We start from the raw sequence: 21588 nt of genomic DNA, 5'->3' as shown, positions 1-21588 counted from the left end.
GAATGATGCTCAGGATGAGAATAAATCTCATCGGATCAGATAAGGACATCTGGTATGACCAGAACAGATATTGCGCAGCGCGTTTATAATCATACGTGGAAGCTGGATCCGATTGTTCGCAGTCTGCTGGATACGGATTTTTATAAGCTGCTGATGCTGCAAATGATCTGGGGGCTTTATCCGCAGGTGGATGCTACTTTCTCGCTGATTAACCGCTCGAAAACCGTGCGGCTGGCGGATGAGATTGATGAAGGCGAATTACGTGCGCAGCTTGATCATGCCCGCTCCCTGCGTATGACCAAAAAAGAAATGATCTGGCTGGCCGGTAATAATTTCTATGGCCGCAAACAGATTTTTACGCCGGAATTTCTGCAATGGCTCAGCACATTCCAGCTGCCGGAATATGAGCTGACACGGCGCGACGGACAATATGAGCTGCATTTCCACGGGCCGTGGACGCATACGACAATGTGGGAAATTCCCGCGCTGGCAATTATCAATGAGTTACGCTCCCGCGCGGCCATGAAATCGCTCGGCCCTTTCGCGCTGGATGTGCTGTATGCCCGCGCCAAGGCCAAAATGTGGGGCAAGGTTGATCGTCTGCGCCAATTGCCGGATCTGAAAATCTCTGATTTCGGCACCCGCCGCCGCCATTCATTTCTTTGGCAGCGCTGGTGTGTGGAAGCGCTGAAAGAAGGCATCGGCGATGCCTTTACCGGCACCAGCAATGTGCTTCTGGCGATGGACACTGATCTGGAAGCGCTCGGCACCAATGCCCATGAATTGCCGATGGTACTGGCAGCTATGGCCGATACGGATGAAGAATTACGCTCGGCACCTTACCGCGTGTTGCAGGACTGGAACCGCTATTATGGCGGTAATTTGCTGATCGTATTGCCGGATGCATTCGGCACCACAGCATTCCTGCGCGATGCACCGGACTGGGTTGCAGACTGGACAGGTTTCCGCCCCGACAGTTCTCCACCTATTGAGGGCGGAGAGCGGATTATTGAATGGTGGAAATCCAAGGGCAAAGACTCGCGTGAGAAATTACTGATCTTCTCCGACGCACTGGACGTGGATACGATTGAAGAAACCTACCGCCATTTTGAAGGCCGTGTGCGGATGAGTTTTGGTTGGGGCACCAATCTCACCAATGATTTCATCGGCTGCGCACCGAAACACGTTTCGGGACTAGGAGCCATTTCACTGGTCTGTAAGGTGATTGACGCCAATGGCCGTCCGGCTGTGAAACTCTCGGACAATCCGTCAAAAGCCACCGGCGATCCGGAGGCGGTGAAACGCTATATCGAGTTTTTCGGCGGTGAAGATCGGGTCACTCAGGAAGTGCGGGTTTAAAATACAAAAGGCGGCTTTTTAAGAAAGCCGCCTTTTCCTTATCAAGTGATTTCATAATCCCACGGCGGATTGGCACCGGCACGCGACACGGTAATCGCTGCGGCTTTGATGCCAAAGGCGATGGCTTTGGTCAGCTGTTCTTGCGAGATGGTCGCAAGGGATTGCTTATTCAGTAGGCCTTGCTTTTCAAGGCTCACCAGCACACCGGCATTGACCGTATCACCGGCACCGACCGTATCGGCCACGGTGACTTTTTCGCCACCGACACTGATTTTACCGCAGGATGCATAGGCTACGGCACCATCTGCGCCTTTGGTGACAATGATGATTTTAGGTCCGTTCTGTCCCTCTGCGGCCAGCCAGTTGCGGATAATCGCATCATGATCCGTGCCTTCATCAAACCAGAGCAGGTCTTCATCTGAGACTTTGACAATATCAGCCAGTGCAATCATCCGCTTGATCCGCGCCAGATGGGCGGCTTTGTCCGGAATAAAATTCGGGCGGATATTCGGGTCGAGCATTGTCACACGGTTTGGCGCTTCCCGCCGCATCAGCGCTTCATAGGTGCTGCCGCAAGGTTCCGGAATGAGGCTGATACCGCCAAACATCAGAGCACTGACATCATCATTCAGTTCCGGCAGTTGCGCCTCACTGAGCAAACGACCGGCGGTGTTTTCATCGTAGAAATTATAGCTCGCCTGACCATTCTTCAGCCGCACAAAAGCAAGCGTTGTCGGCTGATCCGAGATCGCACAAAACCGCGTATCAACGCGGGATTTCTCCAGCGTATCGCGCAGGATTTGCCCGAGAAAATCCGATGATAGGCCGGAGAAAAATCCGGCCTTTGCACCCAACCGGCCAATGGCAATGGCTGTGTTGAACACGGAGCCGCCCGCATGGGGCACAAAGCCGGTCTCGCCGCTCTGTGTTTCGCGCGGCAGCATATCAATCAGCGCTTCTCCGCAGGAGAGGATCATGCTCTCACCCTTAAACGTGTTGACCGCCATTGATGTGGATTTCCGAGCCGGTCACGTAGGATGAGGCTTCAGTGCAGAGGAAATAGATGGTTTCAGCCACTTCCGATGTCTGGCCGAGGCGGCGCAACGGCATCTGCTCCACCAGTTTTTCTGTACCCGGTGACAGGATGGAAGTTTCAATTTCGCCCGGTGCAATCGCATTGACGCGAATACCATGCGGGCCGAAGTCGGAGGCCATTTCACGGGTCAGACCGGCAAGCGCTGCTTTGGATGTGGCATAGGCGGTACCGGCAAAAGGATGCACGCGGCTTCCGGCAATCGAGGTGACATTGACCACCGAACCCTGCGCCGCTTCCAGTTCTTTGAACAAACCACGCGCCAGCATGATCGGTGCAAAGAAGTTCACCTGAAACACATCGCGCCATGTGGCCATTTGGGTTTCAATGGAATTGAGGCGGCTTCCGCCAGCGCCTTTGGGGGAAATACCGGCATTATTGACCAAGGCATTAAGCTGACCGCCATTGTCTTCCAGACGACGGCGGATTTCTGAAATTGCACGACCGATATCTTCCGGATCAGCCAGATCAACCTTGATATGATCTTCAGGGCCAGCAGGCCACGGGCAGTTGTCGGAAAAATCCTGACGTGAGCAGGTAATGACACGCCAGCCCGCCCGTGAAAAACGCTTCACGGTTGCATGGCCGATACCGCGGCTGGCACCGGTCAGTACGATGGTTTTTTTAGGCGTATCAGTCATTTTAATCGGCCTTTATTGCTAATTTTAAGTGGACACTATCACTATAGATTTTAAAATTTGCAAGGCGTGTTTAAATTTGGCACTGAATGATTCAAGCATATAATTTTAAAAAGATGCTTTTACGAAACGGAGATATTTATGTCGAAACTGATTTTGGCAATCGATCAGGGTACAACATCCAGCAGAGCCATTTGTTTCGATCAAAATCATAAGATCACCGGTCTCGGGCAAAAGGAATTTACGCAGCATTATCCCAAATCCGGCTGGGTCGAGCACGATCCGGAAGAAATCTGGCAAAGTGTTGTCGCGACCTGCAAACAGGCGGTTGAAAATGCCAGCGCCAGTATGGAAGATGTGGCAGCAATCGGCATTACCAATCAGCGTGAAACGGTCGTGGTCTGGGATAAGACAACCGGCAAGCCGGTCTATAATGCGATTGTCTGGCAGGATCGCCGCACGCAAAAAGAATGCCTGAAATTAAAAAAACAGGGCATTGAGCCGCGTATCCGCCGCAAGACAGGCCTGTTGCTTGATCCGTATTTCTCCGCAACCAAGCTGGCATGGATTCTCAACAAAGTGCCCGGTGCGCGTAAAAAAGCAGAGAAGGGCGAGCTGCTGTTTGGCACAATCGACAGTTTTCTAATCTGGCGGCTGACCGGCGGTCAGGTTCATGCCACCGATGCCACCAATGCTTCCCGCACATTGCTGTTCAATATTGCCAAGAATGAGTGGGATGAAGAACTGCTGAAACTGTTCAACATTCCGCGTAGCATGCTGCCGGAAGTGAAAGACTGTGCCGATGATTTTGGTGTGACGAAGGCAGATGTTCTGGGCGCGGAAATTCCGATCCTCGGTGTGGCGGGTGACCAGCACGCGGCAATGATCGGTCAGGCCTGTTTTGCCAAAGGCATGTTGAAGGCGACTTTTGGCACCGGTTGTTTTGCGCTGCTCAATACCGGCAAGGATAAAGTTCTGTCGCGCAACCGTTTGCTGACGACGATTGCCTATCGTCTGAACGGCGAGGTGACTTATGCGCTGGAAGGTTCGATTTTTGTTGCCGGTGCTGCAGTGCAATGGTTGCGCGACGGTTTGAAAATCATCAAAAATGCAGCGGAGTCCGGTGAGCTGGCGCTCAAAGCCGATGAGACACAGGATGTCTATCTGGTGCCTGCTTTTGTGGGCTTGGGCGCTCCTCATTGGGATGCAGAAGCGCGTGGCGCGATTTACGGGCTGACTCGTAATTCTGGTCCTGCTGAAATTTCCAAAGCCGCGCTGGAATCCGTTGCTTATCAGGTACATGACCTGCTTGAAGCCATGCATAAAGACTGGAAAACGGACACCAGCGATATTGTTCTGCGGGTTGATGGCGGTATGGTTGCCTCCGACTGGACGATGCAAAATCTGTCAGACATTCTCAACGCGCCGGTTGACCGTCCGGTTATTTTGGAAACCACGGCGCTGGGCGCGGCATGGCTTGCAGGTATGAAAGCAGGTCTCTGGGGTAATATGCAGGCTTTTGCCAAAGACTGGCAGCAACAGCAGCGTTTTGAACCGCTGATGGAGCCTGCTTTGCGCAAACGTAAAATCAATGGCTGGCATAAGTCTGTGCGCAGCACACTCAGAGCGAAGCAATAAATGCTGATAAGGGCGGCGACAGCAGAAGATGCGGCAGAGGTTTGCACGGTTCTGCGCCGCTCGATCAGGGAGCTTTGTGTTGCGGATCATCAGAATAACCCGCGGATTTTGAATCCATGGCTTGCCAATAAAACAGAAGACAATCTGCGGGGATGGATTGCGCGCGAGGGGCAGATCTATTTTGTTGCCGAGATTGACGGGCGGATTGCCGGTGTTGCTGCTGTCTCGGCAATAGACGGTGTTTTGCTGAATTATGTTTCACCGGATTATCAGTATCGCGGTGTCAGCAAGGCTTTGATGGCAGTATCTGAAGGCTGGCTTAAAGAGCAGGGGCAGGTTGTGAGCCGTCTGACCAGCACGGCCACAGCAAAACAGTTTTATGAAAAGCTCGGTTATTTGCCCGAGGGCGATGCCAAAACGGGAAGGTCGGGCATGCCGTCCTTCCCGATGAGTAAAGCGCTATAAGCATTTCCAGCAAAAGTGCGAAGCGCCTCCGCAGGGAAATCAGTTCGCAGGACTGATTTCTTTTCCTGCTGCGATGCGTCGGATAATGCGTCAAAACAAATAATTACAGCGGTTCCTACGATTCATTCTTAACTGGAACCGCTCTGATTATTCCCCGTTGCCCATAATCACATCGAGCAATGTCGTGTTTTTGCGCACGGGTTGTCCGCCGACATCACCTTGCGGGCGCGGGCCGTCATAGGCCGGATCTCCGGCCACCGGCGGCGGTGCATTATTGCCTTGCGGTGCCTGTACCGGATAGCCGGAATTGTCAGGCAGAGGCGTCGGATAGCCTGAATTATCCTGAACCGGTGGCGCTGTATTTCCAACCGGTGCAGGGTTTTCCTGTACGGAGATCGGCGGTTGCGCAGGCTGGTTTTGCTGAGACGGTAATTGTGCACCGTCAGGCTGTCGCGGTGCGCCGGGAGCTGGTGGCCAGTAAGTCTCATCATTTTCCGGCAAGGCAGGATAACCGCTATTGCCTGATGCAGGCGGCTGCTGGCCGATACTGGCCGTTGCATCCGGCAGCTCGTCGCTACCACCCGGCAGCACATTCTGAATTTCATAAGTGCTCGGCAAATCAGCAACCGGCACACCTTTATGGGCGGCAGTCATGAAGGTTTTCCATGCCATTGCAGGCAGGCCGCCACCGGTGACTTTCTTGGTCGGTTTGCCGTCATCATTACCGAACCACACGCCGGTGGTCAGATTGGCCGTATAGCCGATGAACCACGCATCACGCGAGTTTTGGCTGGTGCCGGTTTTGCCTGCTGCAGGCCAGTTGCCGAATTTGGCGCGTTTTGCCGTGCCGTCTTCAACTGTGCGGCGCAGCATGGCATTCATCATGCCCAGCACCTGCTCGGTAATAATCCGTTGCTGTTGTTCCGCCGGATATTCATAGAGCACATTGTCGTCATTACCGGTGATTTTGGTAATCATATGCACCGGTGCGCGATAACCACCATTGGCAAAAGGCACAAAAGCATCCGTCAGCTCCATCAGGGTCACTTCCGATGTGCCGAGTGCCAGTGAGGCATTGGTGGTGAGGGCAGACTGAATACCGAAACGATGGGCAGTATCGACCACGGCCTGCGGGCCGACTTCCATTACCAGCTGCGCAGCAACCGAATTGAGCGAGTGAGACAGAGCTGTTGCCAGCGTTACTTCGCCGAAATATTTGCCGTTATAATTGCTTGGTGTCCATTTGCCGATGCGCACCGGCGCGTCATTGCGGATGGAATCCGGCGTGCGTCCCTGTTCCAGTGCAGTCAGATAGACAAATGGCTTGAAAGTGGAACCGGGCTGCCGGCGGGCTTCCGACGCGCGGTCAAACTGGCTGTTGGCATAATCATAGCCGCCGATCATCGCACGCACCGCACCGGTGCCGTCAATGGAGACGAGGGCGCCCTGACTGACATCCATTTTCTTGCCGTTCTGCGAAATCAGATCACGAATGGCCTCTTCACCAACCTTCTGCAAATCCAGATCAACAGTGGTATGAATGGTTACGTCGCTTTTGGTTTCACCGATCAGCTTCGGCAGTTCCGACAATACGGCATCTGCAACATAATTTTCCGACCCTGACCAGTAAGCAGCTGCACGTGTCGGCGGTTCACTTTCGGCAATGGCTTGTTCTTTGAGGCCGATCATACCCTGATCGCGCATCGCTGCCAGCACCAGCTTGGCACGATCATTGGCAGCTTTCGGGTCGCGGGCAGGCGAGAGGCGTGACGGTGCTTTCAACAAGCCTGCCAGTGTGGCGGCTTCGGTGAGGTTCACATCCTTGGCAGATTTATCAAAATAGCGCCGTGAGGCGGCATCCACGCCATAAGCACCGGAGCCGAGATAAACGCGGTTGAGATACATCTCCAGAATCTGGTCTTTGGTGTAAGTATGCTCCAGCCACAAAGCGAGCATCACTTCCTGCACCTTACGTTCCAGTGTTCTGTCCGGTGAAAGAAACAGGTTCTTGGCCAGCTGCTGGGTGATTGTAGAGCCGCCCTGTACTGCACGACCTTTGGTAATATTGGTAAAGACGGCGCGACCGAGACCAATCGGATCAACACCATAATGGGAATAGAAACGCCGGTCTTCGATGGCGATGACTGCTTGCGGAATGAAAGGCGACATTTCCCGCAAGCCGATAGCCTCGCCACCGGTTGTTCCGCGATTGGCAATCAGCTTGCCGTTCACATCAAGGATTTTGACATTCGGCGGGCGGTCAGGAATAGCCCAGTCGCTGGTCGGCGGCATTTTGGCAGCGATATAAATCACCACACCGGCAAGGGCGATACCGCCCCACAGCATCAGGACAAATGACCAGTAGAACAGACGGCGCAGCCAGCGGAAAGAGCCGGAAGCTTGCTCTTGCTTTTTTGATTTTCGGGAAGCGCGTTCAGGACGCGGTGCACGTTTTTTGGATGCGCTGCCATTCACGCGGTCACTCTCATCAATGCGCATTTCATCTCTATTGGCAGGCGTCTCTGGCTTTCCGAAGGACGGTTCTATGCGTCGGTCTTTTGAATCTCTGGAAGCCATATGCGTTGGTAAACCTGCTTAAAAAATTGAATAGCTGTGCTTTGCACCGTAATTGAGGCAGTTTAAAGAGCAGTAAAGTTTTGCTAACAGTATAATGCTGTCATCAGGGCTTTGAAATTATGCTTTGTATTCAAGAATGTACTTAAGAGCACATACCGAAAAACGTGCAGCGGTTTTCGGTGAAAGATGCGCGTAATAGCAAATGGACAGAGCATTCTGATATTCTAACTAAAACTGGAAATGCCCCAGTTCATCTAATGCAGGCCGCACACGAAAATACTATTCAGCTTTTGTGATATTTCATTATAGAAAACAGGTTAAACTGGTTCAGATAGGTATAGCGTGACACAACGGATTGACTGGGTCGATATCGCCAAAGGGATATGCATCATTTTTGTTGTGATGATGCATTCAACGCTGGGTGTGGAAGAGGCCGCCGGTCAGACCGGCTGGATGCATTATGTTGTCGCCTTTGCCAAACCGTTCCGTATGCCGGATTTCTTTCTGATCTCAGGCCTGTTTTTGAGTGCGGTGATCGACCGGCCGTGGCTGCGCTATCTTGACCGAAAAGTCGTGCATTTCCTGTATTTTTATGTTCTGTGGCTGACTATCCAGTTCGTTTTTAAAGCACCGGGGATAATGGCCGAGGGCGGCGTTTCCGGTGTCGTCAGTGCTTATCTGATGGCCTTTATCGAGCCTTTCGGTACATTGTGGTTTATTTATATTCTGCCGTTTTTCTTTCTGGCGACACGTTTCATGCGTGACGTGCCGCATTGGCTTGTATTGACTATGCTTGCCATTCTGGAAATCCTGCCGATCCATACCGGCTGGATCATGATTGACGAATTCTGCTCACGCTTTGTCTATTTCTATGCCGGTTATGCACTGGCACCGCAGATTTTCCGTATGGCCGAATGGGTAGCGCGCAACAAAATGATTGCCGTAACCGGCCTGCTGCTCTGGGCTTTTGTCGAATATCAGATGGTGTTCACACCTGTACCGGAATTCGGCCAGTCGCTGCTGAGCGGACAGGCATGGCAGGCGGGCGGTCTGGGCGGCTATAGCGAATTGCCGCTGGTCTCGCTGTTCCTCGGCTTCCTTGGTGCGCTGGCGATTATCAGCGTATCATCGCTGCTCGCCTGTTTAAGCTCAGCGAATATTGTGCATCGGGTGCTGAGTTATCTCGGCGCACATTCCATTGTTGTGTATCTGGCATTCTTCCTGCCGATGGCGGTTACCCGCACAGTGCTGCTTAAAACAGGTATCATTACCGATGTCAGCACGATTTCGCTGCTGACTATGGCGATGGGCGTGATCCTGCCGGTTATTCTTTATATGTTGATTGAGAAAACCGGTTACGGACGCTTCCTGTTCGCACGGCCGCAATGGGCGATTATAGACCGCAGCGGGACTATTCCGGTACGAGCGTAAGGCATATAATAAAAAAGCCCGCTTAAAGCGGGCTTTAAATTTTTAAGCGTGAGCAAAGATGTCTTGCTCGTCCCAACCCATCAGATCAAGCTCTGCACGGGTTGGCAGGAATTTGAAGCAGGCTTCAGCCTGTTTTTCGCGACCATCGCGCTCCAGACGATATTCCAGAACTTTTTTCAGACGATGCAGATAGAGAACATCGGACGCTGCATATTCAAGCTGCGCCTGAGACAGGGTTTCTGCTGCCCAGTCAGAAGACTGTTGCTGCTTGGAAATGGATACTTCCAGAAGCTCCGAGCAGATTTCTTTCAGACCGTGGCGATCCGTATAGGTGCGGGTCAGTTTCGAGGCGATCTTTGTGCAGAAAACCGGCTGCGGCATCACGCCGAATGTATGTGTCAGCACTGCCAGATCAAAACGACCGAAATGGAAGATTTTAGTGATCGAACGGTCTTTGAGCAGCTTGACCAGATTAGGGGCTTTTTTCAGCCCCTTTTCGATCTGGATAATATCCGCGGTGCCGTCACCCGGTGAAATCTGTACGACACACAGACGGTCACGCAGAGGATTGAGCCCCAGCGTTTCCGTATCAATGGCGACGGAATCCACCTGATAATTATCAAGATCAGGCAGATCGTTTTTATGAACGCGGATAGTTGTCATTGAAAGTTCCGTTATCTTATTTCTTTTAAAGTGCGGCGAGAATGCGCGCCCCTTGGCGACACTTGCCGCCAAAATTCTGGCCTCACTTGGCGGCAAGTGCCGCCAAAATTCTAGCCCAAGAGCGCTGACCTTTATGGAAGGAGGACAGCTCGTATTTTTCATTCGGAGAATGGATGCGGTCATCCTCAAGGCCGAAGCCGACCAGCAGGGAGTCCATGCCGAGGAATTTGTCGAAGTCACCGACAATCGGAATAGAACCGCCCATGGCAATCAGAACCGCAGGGTTTGGCCATTCATCAGACAAAGCCTGCTTGGCCTGTGTCACCAACGGTGAATCATAGGAAAGCTGGATAGCCGGTGAACCGCCATGCGGGTGGAATTCCACGCGGCAATCAGCAGGCAGACGAGCTTCAACGAATTTGCGGAAATTGGCGCGGACTTTATCCGGATCCTGCTTATGTACGAGGCGGAAGGAAACTTTGGCCGATGCTTCTGCGGCGATAACAGTCTTGAAACCTTCACCGGTATAGCCGCCGATCATGCCGTTGACTTCGGCAGTCGGGCGCGCCCATGTCTGTTCCAGAACGCTGCGACCCTGTTCGCCCGACGGTACGGACAGACCGATAGGACCGAGAAAATTTTCAGAGGTACGGCCAAGACCTTCCCAGGACTTCAAAATCTGGCTTGGGGTTTCTTCCACGCCGTCATAGAAATCCTCTACAGTTACACGACCGGTTTCATCATGCAGATCTGCAAGGATTTTTGACAGTACATGCAGCGGATTGGCGGCGGCACCACCAAAGAAGCCGGAATGCAGGTCGCGGTCAGCGGCTTTAATGGTGATCTGTTCACCAACCAGCCCGCGCAGGCCAACGCAGATCGCCGGTGTGTCACGGTTCCACATCGAGGTGTCGCAAACCAGAGCAACGTCGGCTTTGAGTTCTTCTTTGTGGCTGTCGAGGAATGGCTTGAGCGATGGTGAGCCGGATTCTTCTTCACCTTCAAACAGGATGGTCACTTTGACCGGCAACTGGCCGTGGACTGCTTTATAAGCGCGGCAGGCTTCGACAAAAGTCATCAACTGGCCTTTGTCATCGGATGTACCGCGACCGGTCAGGATTTTACGGCCGGCTTCAACTTCTTTAACGGCAGGATCAAACGGATCATTTTCCCAGAGATTCAGCGGGTCTACCGGCTGTACGTCGTAATGGCCGTAAAACAGCACATGCGGGGCATCTGCTGTTGCGCCTTCATGATGGGCAACAACCATCGGGTGACCCGGTGTGTCGCGCACACTTGCATCAAAACCAATGCTTTTCAGATCTTCTACCAGCCATTCCGCAGCTTTGCGGCAATCGGCTTTGAAAGCCGGATCTGTCGAAATGGATTTGATGCGCAGAAGATCAAACAGATGATCGACACTGTGGTCGAGGTTCTGATCGAGGTGCTGAAGAACAGGTTCAAGTGCTGACATGTTACCCTCATGAAAAAGCATGCTTCGACTCGCAAAGCATGAATGTGTTTTTAAAGTCCGGACGGTTTTAGCGTAAATGGCCGGAGACTGTACAGGGATGATGTCGGGCATTTGCTGTAAAAGTGGGAACGGCTTTTGCGTAAACTCAATGCACAGCAATAAATAGCAGTTGTTGTCTTTAACCGGAAAAGCAAAAGCCGTTACGGTGAGGGGAACCGTAACGGCTTGTAATAAATGGTGGCAGCCAGAGGGGGGGGGAGGCTACCACCCCGGTTTTCCGGCGGGGGACATGCCGAAAAACGGAAACCGACAATGTTGTCGATAGGGCTAATGTGGCCAGAAAAAGTGGCAATACAAGGGCTGAAACGCGGCGTGTCAGTCACAAAAAAGTTATTGCTTATAGGGTGCCGGACAGGGCGGAAGATAAGCGAGGATTATTTCGTAACGAGCGATATGGCGTGATTTCTTTTTTCGCGCTTATGCTTTACATCTTTTACCATGAAAAAAGGTGATCATCTCTTCCTCGTCGACGGCTCCGGCTATATTTTCCGCGCATATCACGCCTTGCCGCCACTCACCCGCAAATCAGACGGTTTGCCGGTTGGTGCGGTGTCCGGTTTCTGCAACATGCTGTGGAAGCTCCTGAAAGATGCGCGCAATACGGATGTCGGCGTGGTGCCGACCCATTTTGCGGTTATCTTCGATTATTCGTCACAGACTTTCCGTAAGGAAATCTATCCGGAATATAAAGCCAACCGTACTGCCCCGCCGGAAGATCTGATCCCGCAATTCGGCCTGATCCGTCAGGCCACTCATGCTTTCAACCTGCCTTGCATCGAAAAGGAAGGCTATGAGGCGGATGATATTATTGCCACTTATGCCCGACTTGCCGAAGAGGCCGGTGCGACAGTCACGATCATCTCATCCGATAAAGACCTGATGCAGTTGGTGACCGAACAGGTTTCGATGTATGACGGCATGAAGGACAAGCAGATTTCAATCCCTGAAGTGATTGAAAAATGGGGTGTGCCGCCGGAGAAGATGATCGACCTGCAATCGCTGACCGGCGATTCAACCGATAATGTTCCGGGCATTCCGGGTATCGGGCCCAAAACTGCCGCGCAATTGCTGGAAGAATTCGGCGATCTGGATACGCTGCTTGCCCGTGCTTCCGAGATTAAACAGAATAAACGCCGCGAGAATATTATCGCTTTTGCGGATCAGACCCGCATTTCGCGTCAGCTTGTGACATTGAAGAATGATGTGCCGCTGGAGGTCGATCTTGATGGTCTGATGCTGGAACCTCAGGACGGGCCGAAGCTGATCGGCTTCCTGAAGGCGATGGAACTGACCACGCTGACCCGCCGTGTGGCAGAGGCCACAGATACGGTTGCGGCGGAAATTGAGCCGATCACTGTGGAGACAGAATGGGGCGCGGAAGCACGAGGCCCTGATCTTGATCGTGGCACAGATGTTGCTGAAACTTCCGCACCGGAAAAAGTAGCCGCGACTATAAGTGCAGAACACAGCGGCCAGCTGATGCGGCCGCAGGCGCTGGTGGAAGCACGCAAAGCGCAAGGCACTTCTGACAAGATCGATCATTCTGCTTATGTTGGCATTACCGATATTGCGGTGCTGAAAGACTGGATCGATCAGGCGATTGATCAGGGTTTTGTGGCTTTTGATACCGAAACAACCTCGCTTGATCCGATGCAGGCGGAGCTGGTTGGTTTCTCACTGGCCTTGGCGGCAGGCAAGGCCTGTTATGTCCCGCTGATACATAAATCCGGTCAGGGCGATTTGCTCGGCGGCGGATTGATCGAAGGGCAGATTCCGCTGGATACAGCTCTTGCAGAACTGAAGCGGCTGCTGGAAGACCCGTCAGTGCTGATCATTGCCCAGAATATGAAATATGACTGGCTGGTTATGCATCGTCTCGGCATTAATATTGCGCGTTTTGACGACACGATGTTGCTGTCCTATGCGTTGGATGCCGGTACCGGCACCCATGGCATGGATGTGCTGGCAGAACGCTGGCTTGGTCACACAACCATTCCTTATAAGGAGGTGGCTGGCAGCGGGAAGTCGGCAGTGACTTTTGACATGGTGCCGATTGATCGCGCCATCGCCTATGGTGCGGAAGATGCCGATGTCACATTGCGCCTGTGGCAGGTGCTGAAGCCGCGTTTGGCGGCAGATGGTATGGCCTCAGTTTATGAGCGGCTGGAGCGCCCGCTGGTTGAAGTGCTGGCGCGGATGGAAGAGCGCGGTGTCAGCGTTGATCGCCAAATTCTCTCCCGTCTTTCCGGTGATCTGGCGCAATCGGCTGCGGCTATTGAAGATGAGATTTATACGCTTGCCGGTGAAAAGATGAATATCGGCTCACCGAAGCAGCTTGGCGATATTCTGTTTGGCAAACTCGGCCTGCCGGGTGGTTCAAAAACCAAAACCGGCCAGTGGTCGACCTCTGCGCAGGTGCTGGAAGATCTGGCGGCGGAAGGCCATGAGCTGCCGCGCAAGATCGTTGACTGGCGCCAGCTCACCAAGCTTAAATCCACCTATACGGATGCACTGCCCGGCTATATTCACCCTGAAACAAAGCGGGTCCATACCTCTTATTCCATGGCGGTAACGACCACAGGACGTCTGTCTTCGTCAGAACCGAACCTGCAGAATATTCCGGTGCGCACCGCAGAAGGCCGTAAAATCCGCACAGCCTTTGTGGCGCCGCAGGGTAAAAAGCTGATCTCTGCCGACTATAGCCAGATTGAACTGCGTGTACTCGCGCATGTGGCGGATATTGCGCAGTTGAAAAAAGCCTTTGATGACGGTATCGACATTCACGCGATGACAGCATCTGAAATGTTCGGCGTGCCGGTAGAGGGCATGCCTTCTGAAGTGCGCCGTCGCGCTAAAGCGATTAATTTCGGTATTATTTATGGCATTTCGGCTTTTGGTCTTGCCAATCAGCTGTCCATTCCGCGTGAAGAGGCAAGCTCATATATCCGCACCTATTTTGAGCGTTTCCCCGGTATCAAGGATTATATGGAAGCAACCAAGGCTGCTGCGCGTGAACAAGGCTATGTCGAGACCATTTTCGGTCGCCGTATTCATTATCCGGAGATCAAAGCCAGTAATCCGCAGGTGCGTGCGTTTAATGAACGTGCGGCGATTAACGCGCCTATTCAGGGTTCGGCGGCAGATATTATCCGCCGTGCGATGATCCGCATGGAACCGGCACTGGCAGATGCGAAACTCGATGCGCAAATGCTGTTGCAGGTGCATGACGAACTGATCTTCGAGGTTGATGACGCACAGGTTGACGCGACCATTGAAGTGGTGCGTGAGGTGATGGTCAATGCGGCAATGCCGGCTGTTTCTATGGCCGTACCGTTGCAGGTTGATGCCAGAGCCGCGCAAAACTGGGATGAAGCGCATTGATCTTATGCAGTTAATGCAGTAAGAGGCACCAGAACATGTTGCAGAACTCCGGTTTTGCAACATAAGCGCCTTAAAAAGCGAAAGACTGGTCTTCTGTGCGGAATAGATTGTAACAATCGCCCGTTGCAGGTTGACCTCAATGTCATTCGCCTTTACGTAGCGCAGCATCATCACTTATTGTTGTTTGCTTATTTACGTTACCGGTCACGGATGTGTGAAAGCATGGTATACGGCTTTTTGCCGTTTCATCATGAATGAAGCCAGGGATGGGACATTTGCTTCTGAAACTTCAGGGCAAATAATGTCGGGGCCAGTTGATGCGTGGGTGAGCCATTGCTGAAAGTCATTCATGACCTTGCCTTCTACTATTGCACCTGCCCTTGCCGGTGCGCTCAAAGCTCGTGGCTATGAGGAACTGACCTCCGTTCAGGAAGCTATGCTGACGCCTGACAATGACGGTCGCGATCTGCTGGTTTCTGCTCAGACCGGCTCCGGTAAAACTGTTGCCTTTGGTATTGCCATGGCGCCTGATCTGCTCGAACAGGGCGATCGTCTGGAAGCCCCGCGTGCGCCATTGGCTCTGATTATTGCCCCGACACGCGAACTGGCTTTGCAGGTTGCCCGCGAGCTGGAATGGCTCTACGCACCAACGGGTGCCCGTATCACCACTTGCGTTGGTGGTATGGATATCCGTACCGAACGCCGCAATCTGGAACGCGGTGCACATATTATCGTTGGTACACCGGGTCGTCTGCGCGATCATATTACCCGTCGTGCGCTGAATATGTCTGATCTGCGTGCCGTTGTGCTTGATGAAGCCGATGAGATGCTTGATCTCGGTTTCCGCGAAGATCTGGAATTCATCCTCGGTGAAGCACCGGAAGATCGCCGTACACTGATGTTCTCGGCAACTGTTTCCAAATCCATTGCTTTGCTTGCCAAGCGTTTCCAGAAAGATGCATTGCGCATTACTGCAACCGCCAGCCATGAAAAACACGCCGATATTACCTATCAGGCAATGATTGTGCCGCCGCATGAGCGCGAAAACGCGATCATCAACACGCTGCTTTATTATGATAATGTCAATACCATTATCTTTGCTTCCACCCGTGAAGGCGTGAAGCATCTGGCAAGCCGCCTGAGCAATCGTGGTTTCTCGGTTGTGGCGCTGTCCGGTGAATTGTCACAGGCTGAACGTACCAACGCGCTGCAATCCATGCGCGATGGCCGTGCTCGCGTTTGCGTGGCGACTGACGTTGCTGCACGCGGTATTGATCTGCCAAACCTTGATCTGGTTATTCATGCTGATCTGCCGAATAATGGTGAAACATTGCTGCACCGCTCCGGTCGTACCGGTCGTGCCGGTCGTAAGGGCACCTGTATTTTGGTGGTTCCTTTCTCCCGTCGCCGTTCGGCTGAGCGTCTGCTGCAAATGACACGTCTGGATGCCAAGAGCATTGCAGCGCCGACCATTAATGCGGTTCAGGAAAAAGTTCGTGAGGTTATCCTCAGCAACGAACGCCTCAGCGATGAGATTCCTGAAGACATGCAGGAACTGATGCGCGAATTGCAGGCGCGTTATACGCCTGAACAGATCGCAGCCGCTTATCTGCGTCGTGAAATCGAAAGCCGTCCGGCACCGGAAGATGTTTCTGAAGGTCCGGTACGCGCTTTGGGTGCACCGGCACGCGAACGCGGTGAACGTGGCGAGCGCTCCGAGCGTGCTCCGCGTGAAGATCGTTCCTCCTTCAATGGCGGTGCATGGTTTACACTGTCGGCTGGTCGCAAACATCGTGCCGATCCGAAATGGATTTTGCCGCTGATCTGTAAAGCCGGTCAGGTTTCCAAGGGTGATGTCGGTGCGATCCGTATTCTCGAAAACGAAACCCGTTTCGAGATTAACAGCGAAAAAGCCAAAGAATATTTTGCGACTGTTGAAGAACAGGGTACCGGCGAAAAAGGCCTGGTGATCCGCACTTCAACCGCACCTGAGCAGGAAAGCCGTGGCCCGCGTTCTGATCGCGGTGGTGAGCGTCGCTTTGACAAGCGCGGCGGTGATGACAAGCCGGGCTGGGGCGCGCCTAAGGGCAAATCCCGCTTTAAAGGCGGCGAAGGCAAGCCTTACGGCGATAAGCCAAAAGGCCCGCGTAAGCCACGTGAAGGCGGCGATCGTAAATTCTCCCGCTGAAATCTAAGCTTTGAAGAACCCGCTCTCTGAGCGGGTTTTTTATTTTCATAAGGTAATAACTTGCTGTTTTGTAATGGCTGGGCTAGGTATCTGATATATTAGGCTGCTTTTAAAGCAGGCTTTATACGCAGGGAGGATACCGCAGCCATGACCGCCACCATTACCATCACGCTGGATGAAGCTTACAATCTTGCGGAAAAGACCTTTATTAAACTTGGTCTTTCTCAGGAACATGCGCAGGCCAATGCGCGTTTGCTGCAAAGCTGCCAGCGTGATGAATGCGATTCACACGGGCTTTATCGGGTGCTGAGCTGTGCTCAGACCATTAAAACTGGTGCTGTTGTGCTGGATGCGGAGCCCGTAGTGGAAGACCGTGCAGGCGGTATTGTCGCCGTGGATGCCAAGGGCGGTTATTCTTTGCTGGCGCTGGAAAAAGGCTTGCCGATGCTGGTCGAGAAAACCCGCAAGCTTGGCATTGCCGCGATGGCGATCAATCATTGTGTGCATTTCTCGGCTCTGTGGCCGGAAGTGGAAATGCTGGCAGAGCATGGTCTTGTCTCGCTGACAATGGTGCCGAGCCATTCATGGGTCGCACCTGCTGGTGGCAAAACCGGTGTGTTCGGTACCAATCCGATCGCTTTTGGCTGGCCGCGTGCAGGCAAATATCCGTTTGTTTTCGACTTTGCCACCAGTGCTGCGGCACGGGGTGAGATTGAACTGCATCGCCGTGCAGGTAAACCGATCCCATTGGGCTGGGCAGTTGATAAAGATGGTGAGCCGACAACCGATGCCGAGACTGCACTGCAAGGCGCGATGCTGACATTCGGCGGTTATAAAGGTTCGGCTCTGTCTGCCATGGTCGAATTGCTGGCGGGGCCGCTGATCGGTGATATGCTGAGCCTTGAATCTCAGGAGTGGGATAATGGCCGTGGTGCAACGCCGAAACACGGGGAAATCGTGATTGCCTTGAATCCGGAGAGTTTCCTCGGCGCAGCAATGGCAGAGCATATGGGGCGGGCGGAGAAAATGTTCTCGGCGATTACAGATCAGGGGGCACGGCTGCCATCGCAGCGTCGCTATGAAGCTCGTGAACGCAGTCTGGCCAATGGCACGGTGACAATTCCGCAGAAACTTTACGATGATATCCGTGCGCTGTAACGGCTAAATCGTCTAGAGCGCCGTGTGCCAGACTTGGCACACAAAGGTCGCTCTAACACTTTAAAATTAGAGCATAATTTTACCTTAAACTGATCCAAGTTTAAGGAATTATGCTCTATCATTTTGAAACTGCGGCACAAGTATCACGCCCCTTTGAAAAACGCAGTTCATAATTGCTTAAGAATTGACCGTGAAGCGGTGCATTGTTATCGCTTTACATGGAAAAGGTTTTGTCTGGGCAGCATTGTTTCAGACAAATGAAAAGGGAACACGGTGCTTAATCCGTGACTGCCCCCGCAACTGTAACGGTGAGCGGCCTCCGGTAAGCCACTGTCCTCGTGGACGGGAAGGCGGAGCGTTCGTGATGACCCGCAAGTCAGGAGACCTGCCTTTTCCGGTCACCAGCCCGTGCACGAGGGGTGCGCAGGCGCGGACGTCCGTGACGGTGACATTGTTAAAATGTTGCCGTATGCGGATAAGTGACTGTTTATTCAGCCTGTCTCAAATGCGGTTTGTATCATTCAGGGCAATGCAATGCGGATAAAGCGTGCATTGTCTGACCTATGGCGGGACAGTATGACACGCAATTTGTTGCAGCATAAAAAATCCATTTTGGTACTCGGAACGGCTTTGACAGTTTTCAGCCTTGGCAATGCGCTGGCGCAAGAGAAAAAGCAGGAACCGGTACAGCTTAAAGAAATCCTTGTGACAGCCGGACGCACGCCGATTGAAGAAGGTAAGACCGGCCGTGCTGTAACTGTGATTACCGGCAAGCAGCTTGAGCAAAATCAGGTGCGTTATGTGGCCGATGCGCTGCGTATGGTGCCGGGTTTTGCCGTGTCGCGTCAGGGTACAAAAGGCGGCATGACCAATATTCGTGTGCGTGGTGCTGAAGCTAATCATTTGCTGGTAATGGTTGACGGCGTTGAAGTCAGTAGTGCTGAAGGCGGTGCATTTGATTTTGGCGCTATTCAAGCTGATGACATTGATCGGATCGAGATTCTGCGCGGTCCTCAGAGCGCGTTTTGGGGAGCAGGTGCTGCCGCCGGTGTGGTGAATATCATCACCAAAGGTGGTAAACGCGACGGTTTCAAAATCAGCGGTACAACGGAAGCCGGCAGCCAGAACTCATGGCTCGGCGGTGTTCTCTTGCAGGGCGGTGCTGAAAATTATGATATGGCGCTGGCCGCATCTTACCGTCGCACGAAGGGCTTCAATATTTCCGATATTGGTGATGAAAAAGACGGCGACACCAATCTGACATTGAACGGTAAGGTCAATATTGATCTGTCTGATAGTGCTAAGTTGGATGCGACTTTACGTTACATGAAAAATCGCACGGATCTTGATGCTGATCCAGTTTGGAATCCCGATCCGGCTGATTCATTAAACAATTATGGTCAGACATCTAATCTATTAGGATCGGTTGGGTTGACATGGACTGGTCTTGAGGATGCTTTAACTCAAAAACTGCGTTTTACAGGCAATTCGATACATTATAAGAACGTCACGCCTATATTCCCTGTATATGAAACGAAAGGTCGGCGTTATACCGGTTCTTATCAGGCAAGCTATGTTTTTGATACGCCAAGTTTTGCAGATGCTCATCATACGATTACCGGTGGTATCGACTGGAAGCGCGAGACATTTTCGACAACAAAAGATTATGAACGCGATAGTTATGGTTTTGTTGGTCAGTATAATGGCGAATTCTGGGATCAGTTTTATTTAAATTTAGCTTTGCGTCATGATCTGAATGATGAGTTCAAAGACGCAACGACTTATTCAGTGAGTACCGCTTGGGCTATTCCAGATACAGACATGCGTTTGCACAGTTCTGTCGGTACTGGTGTCAGAAACCCCGATTTTATCGAACAGTTTGGCGTCTTTTACTTCGGCCCTGAAGGCTTTGTAGGCAATCCAGAGCTGAAGCCAGAGCATAATTTGGGGTGGGACATTGGTGTTGAGAAGAGTTTATTTGATGGCAGGCTGCTTCTGGATGCAACGTATTTTAACAACCGTTTTCGTGACAAAATCAGTCGCAATGGCAATAAACTCATTAATATACCAGGGATAACGCGTACACACGGTGTTGAACTGTCAGCTACGTTAAATCTGACTGATGGTTTGACTGCAGGAGCAACTTATACTTATACCTCTGCTAAAATGGCAGATAACAAAGATTTAGTGCGAGTGCCGCGTCACTCCGGTTCTGTGAACCTTGCTTATACATTCTATGAAGACCGCGCCCGTTTGTTTGGCGAAGCTGTATTCAATGGCAACATGAAAGATAATAACGTTGGCACATTTCCGGTATCTGTTGTGACATTGGACAAATATACCGTTGTTAATATCGGCGGCAGCTATAAGTTCACAGATAAGCTTGAAGGTTATGCCCGTATCGAAAACCTGTTTGATAAAAAATATCAGGAAGTCTACGGCTATAATACACCGGGTCGCGGCGCATTTGCCGGTTTGAAAGCCTCTTTCTGAGAATGGTGCGTTTAACCGCCCTCATCAGCTTTACCAAAAGGCAGGCCGTTCTCGCGGCCTGCCTTTTGTGCTTCTGCATCTTACCTGTGCAAGCGCAGGTAATGTCAAAGCGGGTGGTTTCACTCAATCTTTGTACGGATATTCTGGCACTGTCGCTGGCTGATCCGTCTCAGATCGTCTCTGTCAGCCATATTGCGGCAGATCCGGTTTCTTCTCCGGTCGCAAAACAGGGCGGAAATTATTATCTCAACCGTTCCGGTCTTGAGGAAATACTGGCGCTGAAGCCCGATCTGGTTTTGGCCTCGGTCTACACAGCGCCGGACAAGCTTGCAGTTCTGGAGCGGGAAGGTGTCAGGATTGAGCGTTTCGGCTATGCGCAGAGCTTTGCTGATATCCGTCAGCAGATCACGCAAATGGGGCAGGTGCTAGGGCAGCAAGATAATGCACAGGCACAAATTGCTGAAATTGATCAGATGCTTGGGTCTTTGCAGAAGAATACTCAACCGGTATCCGCGCTGCTTTATGAGCCTAATGGTTACACCTCCGGCGTGGGAACATTGTCTGATGAGATTATGAAGCTGCTGGATATTACCAATCTTGGTGCCAGTGACAGCAGACTGGCAGCAGGGCGCGTATCGCTGGAAGATCTCATTCGCCTGAAGCCGGATATGATCATTGAGCCTGAATTTTATGAGAAACCGGCGCTGGCTTATCAGAATTACCGGCATCCGGTTATGAAGGCTTTGGTAAGTGAGCAGGGGCGTAAAACACAGCATGTGGCAGTGCCTGCGCGCAGCTGGTCGTGCGGTTCAGTCTATACACTTGAAGCGGTGAGAATATTGCAGCGTGCCAGACAGGCAAACGGAGAGCAATACAGCATGTCTCCCAAAAGTGGATACCGGTTTTGGGACAAAGACATGCGTAAAACAAAAAAGATAGAGCATTTTGAATGAGAAAACTTAAGTGGGAA

Annotated in this window: 14 protein-coding genes and 1 riboswitch; of the genes, 9 read left to right on the top strand and 5 right to left on the bottom strand. The window is 52.2% G+C overall.

Annotated features, from left to right (window positions below):
- The first annotated feature begins 54 nt into the window (after nucleotides 1-54).
- A complete protein-coding gene (gene pncB, locus F7P81_RS04730) occupies nucleotides 55-1359 on the top strand; it encodes a nicotinate phosphoribosyltransferase (protein WP_151158721.1) in 1305 nt (434 codons plus the stop codon).
- 41 nt (nucleotides 1360-1400) lie between these two features.
- On the opposite strand, the gene F7P81_RS04725 is transcribed toward pncB, so the two are convergent.
- On the bottom strand, nucleotides 1401-2336 hold the full coding sequence (locus F7P81_RS04725) for a carbohydrate kinase family protein (RefSeq protein WP_151158982.1): 936 nt from the start codon (nucleotides 2334-2336) through the stop codon (nucleotides 1401-1403).
- Between the two features lie 10 nt (nucleotides 2337-2346).
- Nucleotides 2347-3093: an SDR family NAD(P)-dependent oxidoreductase gene (locus F7P81_RS04720; protein ID WP_022711309.1), complete on the bottom strand. Its 747-nt coding sequence runs from the start codon at nucleotides 3091-3093 to the stop codon at nucleotides 2347-2349.
- Between the two features lie 138 nt (nucleotides 3094-3231).
- Between F7P81_RS04720 and glpK the strand changes: the two genes are divergently transcribed.
- Nucleotides 3232-4728 (top strand): glycerol kinase GlpK, encoded by a 1497-nt coding sequence (gene glpK, locus F7P81_RS04715; RefSeq protein WP_151158720.1) that lies wholly within the window; start codon nucleotides 3232-3234, stop codon nucleotides 4726-4728.
- Entirely contained in the window at nucleotides 4729-5193 is a 465-nt protein-coding gene (locus F7P81_RS04710; RefSeq protein WP_151158719.1) for a GNAT family N-acetyltransferase, read from the top strand. It begins immediately after the preceding gene.
- A gap of 147 nt (nucleotides 5194-5340) precedes the next feature.
- Here F7P81_RS04710 and F7P81_RS04705 read toward each other — a convergent pair whose 3' ends face one another.
- Nucleotides 5341-7770, bottom strand: a complete 2430-nt coding sequence (locus F7P81_RS04705; RefSeq protein WP_151158718.1) for a PBP1A family penicillin-binding protein — start codon at nucleotides 7768-7770, stop codon at nucleotides 5341-5343.
- Nucleotides 7771-8112: 342 nt separating this feature from the next.
- On the opposite strand from F7P81_RS04705, the gene F7P81_RS04700 reads away from it, so the two are divergent.
- Nucleotides 8113-9201, top strand: a complete 1089-nt coding sequence (locus tag F7P81_RS04700) for an acyltransferase family protein (RefSeq protein WP_281348901.1) — start codon at nucleotides 8113-8115, stop codon at nucleotides 9199-9201.
- 42 nt (nucleotides 9202-9243) lie between these two features.
- On the opposite strand, the gene F7P81_RS04695 is transcribed toward F7P81_RS04700, so the two are convergent.
- On the bottom strand, nucleotides 9244-9864 hold the full coding sequence (locus F7P81_RS04695; protein ID WP_151158717.1) for a ribonuclease D: 621 nt from the start codon (nucleotides 9862-9864) through the stop codon (nucleotides 9244-9246).
- A gap of 82 nt (nucleotides 9865-9946) precedes the next feature.
- The gene (locus tag F7P81_RS04690; protein ID WP_151158716.1) at nucleotides 9947-11338 is read right to left on the bottom strand and encodes a dipeptidase; all 1392 of its coding nucleotides are present in this window, start codon (nucleotides 11336-11338) and stop codon (nucleotides 9947-9949) included.
- A 498-nt stretch (nucleotides 11339-11836) separates the two neighbouring features.
- On the opposite strand from F7P81_RS04690, the gene polA reads away from it, so the two are divergent.
- The 5 genes from polA (at nucleotide 11837) to F7P81_RS04665 (ending at nucleotide 21571) form a co-directional block, all read left to right on the top strand.
- Nucleotides 11837-14779, top strand: coding sequence for a DNA polymerase I (gene polA, locus F7P81_RS04685; protein ID WP_151158715.1), 2943 nt, complete (start codon nucleotides 11837-11839; stop codon nucleotides 14777-14779).
- Nucleotides 14780-15128: 349 nt separating this feature from the next.
- A complete protein-coding gene (locus F7P81_RS04680; protein ID WP_151158714.1) occupies nucleotides 15129-16967 on the top strand; it encodes a DEAD/DEAH box helicase in 1839 nt (612 codons plus the stop codon).
- 147 nt (nucleotides 16968-17114) lie between these two features.
- A complete protein-coding gene (locus F7P81_RS04675) occupies nucleotides 17115-18125 on the top strand; it encodes an Ldh family oxidoreductase (protein ID WP_151158713.1) in 1011 nt (336 codons plus the stop codon).
- A gap of 208 nt (nucleotides 18126-18333) precedes the next feature.
- Nucleotides 18334-18532, top strand: a riboswitch (cobalamin riboswitch).
- Between the two features lie 127 nt (nucleotides 18533-18659).
- On the top strand, nucleotides 18660-20618 hold the full coding sequence (locus F7P81_RS04670; protein WP_306402102.1) for a TonB-dependent receptor plug domain-containing protein: 1959 nt from the start codon (nucleotides 18660-18662) through the stop codon (nucleotides 20616-20618).
- 101 nt (nucleotides 20619-20719) lie between these two features.
- On the top strand, nucleotides 20720-21571 hold the full coding sequence (locus F7P81_RS04665; RefSeq protein ID WP_170265208.1) for an ABC transporter substrate-binding protein: 852 nt from the start codon (nucleotides 20720-20722) through the stop codon (nucleotides 21569-21571).
- The last annotated feature ends 17 nt before the right edge of the window (nucleotides 21572-21588 follow it).

The sequence above is a fragment of the Pseudochrobactrum saccharolyticum genome (genome assembly GCF_008801715.1).
In the GTDB taxonomy this organism is placed as follows: Bacteria; Pseudomonadota; Alphaproteobacteria; order Rhizobiales; family Rhizobiaceae; genus Pseudochrobactrum; species Pseudochrobactrum saccharolyticum.
This window is presented reverse-complemented; position numbering and strand designations above follow the sequence as displayed.